Source organism: Phenylobacterium sp., assembly GCF_036723115.1.
Taxonomy (GTDB): domain Bacteria; phylum Pseudomonadota; class Alphaproteobacteria; order Caulobacterales; family Caulobacteraceae; genus Phenylobacterium.
Window position 1 is genome coordinate 1 of sequence record NZ_DAIMHV010000195.1, and the last position, 4,145, is coordinate 4,145.

General features: G+C 65.5%; 4 protein-coding genes and 1 pseudogene. 2 read left to right on the plus strand and 3 right to left on the minus strand.

Annotated features, from left to right (window positions below; translation table 11 throughout):
* Positions 1–172 precede the first annotated feature (172 nt).
* The gene (locus V7D28_RS14170; protein ID WP_333588032.1) at positions 173–1,162 is read left to right on the plus strand and encodes a hypothetical protein; all 990 of its coding nucleotides are present in this window, start codon (positions 173–175) and stop codon (positions 1,160–1,162) included.
* A gap of 139 nt (positions 1,163–1,301) precedes the next feature.
* On the opposite strand, the gene V7D28_RS14175 is transcribed toward V7D28_RS14170, so the two are convergent.
* Together V7D28_RS14175 and V7D28_RS14180 are read right to left on the minus strand one after the other, a co-directional pair.
* Positions 1,302–1,682: a hypothetical protein gene (locus V7D28_RS14175; RefSeq protein ID WP_333588033.1), complete on the minus strand. Its 381-nt coding sequence runs from the start codon at positions 1,680–1,682 to the stop codon at positions 1,302–1,304.
* 117 nt (positions 1,683–1,799) lie between these two features.
* Complete coding sequence (locus V7D28_RS14180; RefSeq protein WP_333588034.1) at positions 1,800–2,414, minus strand: class I SAM-dependent methyltransferase; 615 nt, start codon at positions 2,412–2,414, stop codon at positions 1,800–1,802.
* A 185-nt stretch (positions 2,415–2,599) separates the two neighbouring features.
* On the opposite strand from V7D28_RS14180, the pseudogene V7D28_RS15345 reads away from it, so the two are divergent.
* A pseudogene (locus V7D28_RS15345) lies at positions 2,600–3,214 on the plus strand (SapC family protein); the annotation flags it as partial.
* Here V7D28_RS15345 and V7D28_RS14185 read toward each other — a convergent pair.
* Positions 3,143–4,145: WecB/TagA/CpsF family glycosyltransferase (locus V7D28_RS14185; RefSeq protein ID WP_333588035.1), on the minus strand; the 1,003-nt coding region annotated here is incomplete at its 5' end. The pseudogene V7D28_RS15345 and the gene V7D28_RS14185 sit on opposite strands and share 72 nt — an antisense overlap.

Here is a 4,145-nt window from a genome sequence, read left to right on the forward strand (position 1 = left end):
CCTCCCCGGTGATGGGCAAGAGCGTGGCCTTGTATTTCCGGAAAGTCGCCGCAGCTGCGGAGCCGGCGGCTTGAGGCCGGGCGCCCCACTCGGTCCGGCCCCTACCGCCCAGGCCCCTGTCCGCCCGTCCTCTGGCCGAGGGCGCAACCCGCTGGCCGGCGCGGTCCTCTGCATGCTCGAGGCCCAGCTGGACGATGGCGCCATCCCCTGGTTCGAGGGCGGCCCCTGGGATCCCTGGAACCACGGCGAGTGCGTCATGGCCCTGGGCGTGGCCGGCGAGTGGTCGGCCGTGCGCGCCGGGCTCGACTGTCTGGCCGAGCGGCAGGGACCTGACGGCGCGTGGCTCGGCGAATACGGCAACATGCTGCCCATGGCCGACAGGCTGCACATGGCGCGCGAGCCGGCGCCCGTCTTCCGCGACACCAATTTCGCCGCCTATTGCGCCGTGGTCCTGTGGCACGCTTGGCGCCTGTCGGGAGACCTTCAGCTCGTCCGCCGTCACTGGCCCATGGTGGCCCGAGCTATCGACTTCGTGGTCGCCCAGCAGCATGGGCCGGGCGACATCTCCTGGTGCGGGGAAGCCCACGGCGGCGAGGCCGACGATGCGGTGCGCGCAGGCTGCGGGTCGATCCATAAGAGCCTGGACTGCGCCCTGCGGCTGGCGCGACTGATGGAGGAGCCGCGTCCGGCCTGGGCCCGCGCCCGGCAGGCCCTGGCCCACGCGCTGCGTGAGCGGCCCGAACGGTTCGACCGCACCACCGACCGCTCAGCCTTCGCCATGGACTGGTACTATCCCGTGCTGGGCGGGGCGATCAGCGGCCCGGCCGCCCGGGCCAGGATCGAGGCCGGCTGGGCCGCATTCGTCGAGCCCGGCGTCGGCTGCCGCTGCGTGAAGGACCAGCCGTGGGCGACGGTGGCCGAGACCTGCGAGCTGGCCCTGACCCTGATTTCCCTTGGCCGGCGGAGCGAGGCCGCCGATCTGCTGGCCTGGCAGGACGCCCATCGGGACGCCAGCGGCGCCTATTGGATGGGGTGGCAGTTCGCCGAGGGCATCATCTGGCCCGAGGAGCGCCCCACCTGGACCCAGGCCGCCGCCATCCTGGCCCATGACGCCCTTTATGATCTGAGCTCAGCGGCTGATGTTCTGGTGGCTCACCGTTAGAGCCCCCTGCCGTTGGAGAGCAGCGCCGCCCGGCGTCGGACGGGGATCAGCCAGTCGCAGAGCAGACAGCCTGCGGCTTCGGGCGCCGAGGCCGCGGAGACCACACCGGGCGGAGCGCCACGGGGCGCTTCAAACTCGTCTAGAATTCCGGGCTCGCATTCGCGCGGGCAAGCGCTTCGGCAGCGCGGGCTTCGCCAAAACTTACTGCGGCCGCACCGATCAAAGCGCCGACCAGGTCTGCGAGTAGATCTGATGCTTGAAACTGTCCGCCGATCCACTGGAGATGCTGCAAGCCCTCCACCGCCCAACCGATCGCGACAACGCCGGAGCCAACGGCCCAGATCGGCAGACGTGGCGCAGCCCCCGCCCCCAAAATCACAAGGCCAAAGGCAATCAAGCCGTGCTCCAGCGCGTCAGCGGCCACACTTAGGCGGCTCGCATCGTGATTAGGTTCTAGCAGGCCGCTGAGAGCCCAAAGGACGAGCATCAAGAGGGCCAAGCGGGACGCCAACTGGATCATGACGCTGCCATACCACGGCAAATCGTCGGGTCTAGCCGACATGTCCCCAAGGTGGCGCTAGAGCTGAGCGGGCTCGCCCTTACCGCGAGCGTCCAACCTCAAGAGCGGCTCGGATGCCTACTGTTTGCGCAAAACTCGAAGGCTCTTCACCGCCTCAACTTCGCAAAAAAGGTCAGAGGCGAGGGCGCGTTGATAGATTTCAAAAGGTGGGCGTCCCCCGTCGGCAGGGTCAGGGAAGACGTCATGGATGGCGAGAACGCCGCCCGGAGCAAGGTGAGGCGTCCACCCTCGGTAGTCGCCCAGCGCCGCCTCCATGGTGTGACCCCCATCTATGAAGAGAAAGCCGAGCGGGGTGCGCCAAAGGGAAGCTAGTGCTGCCGATTTGGCCACGACCGGAATGACATGATCTTCGAGGCCCGCTTGCCGCAAGGTGCGCCGCAGATGGGGAAGGGTGTCCATAGCCCCGACGCTGTGATCCCAGAGATCAGGGTCGTGGTACTCCCAGCCCGGTTGATTTTCTTCCGATCCGCGATGGTGGTCCACCGAGAAGAGCGTCGTGCCGAGGCCCTTCGCCACAGCGCCTAGCCAGACTGCGGACTTGCCACAATAGGCGCCGATCTCCAGGCCTGGCCCCAAGGCCGCCCCAGCCCTGAAGGCGCGCTGCAAGGCGCTCCCTTCTGCGGCATCAAGGAAGCCTTTGATCTCGTCCACATCAATCGGCAACTCAAACACGCGCTGAACTCTCCCGAAACTTGGCTCGCTTAAGTGGGCATAAACGGCCTTTTGCGTTGTGGCGATGGCGTCAATCACAGGTCTTGGTTGTGCGGGCTTGCGTTTTTCAGGGACAGCCCGCTTTAACTCGGGTGGGGACTGGTCCGGCGCCGGAGGATGAGGCGCTGAGACGGGGGAGGTTCGGGGTGATCTATCGAAACGCTCAGCCGCTCGACGTCGCGCGCCACGGTCTGCTGAGGCTGCGGACGCCCTTGAGCTTTCATTTCGCAAAGGGTCTACAAGCCGTCCCTGTGGGACTCTCAGAAATTCCCTTGGCGGCGCAGTGGTACCCCATCGCCTTCACTTCCGAGGAACCTTGTCGGCCGATCGCCGTGCTGGGGCTTGGGCGGCACGAGAACCTTTTTGTTGACGACGAGGGGCGCTGGAAACATGGCGCCTACGTGCCAGCTCTCATTCGCCGATTTCCCTTTGGTCTGGCCGAGTTGGAGGGACGGGACGTCCTTTGCATCGAGACGACGAGCGAGGTGTTGAGTGAGGGCTCCCTAGGTTCGCCGCTCTTTGAGGGCGTCGCGCTCAGCCAGACGACGCAAAACGCCCTTCGGCTATGTCAGGCGATTGCAGCTGACGAGCGCCAAACGGAGACGTTTGTTGGAAGGCTCCGAGCTTTGGACCTGCTGGATCGCCGAACCGCCACAGCTGAGCTCAATAGCGGCGAGCGCGTCTCCCTCTCAGGATTTCTGACGATCGACGAAAGCCGGTTCCGGCGATTGAGCGACGAGGTCTTTCTCGATCTTAGGCGTCGAGGTTGGCTCGCGCCGATCTACGCCCAGGTTCAGTCGACCCTCAACTGGGGGCGATTGGCCGACCACGTCCAGGCCAGACGCGCGGCTTGAGCGCGGCGGAGACCTCAAGAGACGCTTCGCTCGCCAGGCGGCCGCAATGTCGCAGAGCGCGGGTCTGATCATGAACCAGGGCTCCCAACAGTAGCGCTTCCAAAGTCGCACCGGGTCGTGCGCCAACCTGAAAAGCCACTCAAGGCCCGCTCGCCCCATCCAGCGTGGCGCAGGCTTTTGCACGCCTGCTTCATAGTCAAAGGCCGCGCCCACTGAGAAGACTGCGCAGGGGGGCAATTGCGCCCTATGATCGATGATCCACTGCTCCTGCCGCGGCATGCCCATGCCGACAAAGAGCACATCGGGTGAGAAATGCCGGATGGCCTCAAGGATCTGGGCGTTCTCGGCCGATCCAAGACTTGCGTCAAAATAGCCGTGGGCGACGCCGATTTGGGTCGCCGGATAGGCCTCCGAGAGCTGCATTGCCGCGCTCTCAGCAACGCCTGGCGCGCCACCGAGGTAAAAGATGCGCCAGGCCTTTCGGTTGGCCACACTCCAGAAGTGCTCCCGCCAGTCGAGATAGGTACAACGGTGGAATGGGCGACTGTGAAGCCCCAAGGCTCGGCTGAAGGCTATGACGGGGGCGGAATCGACCTCAATCAGGTCGGCGTCCTCGAAGAAGGCTGCGAGGGTCGGGTCCCTCCGCAGCAGGTAGAGGCTGTGGAGATTATGATTGGCGACCAGATAAGGCCGACCATCACCGACGGCGGCCTCCACGTGGTACATCACCTCTTCCGGTCGAACGAGATCGACCTCTGCACCCAGCACTTCAATCCGCTCAAGGGCGCGCCGCGTCTTGCGAAAGGGGCTGCGAGGCTCGCGCCGCCGTTCCAACATT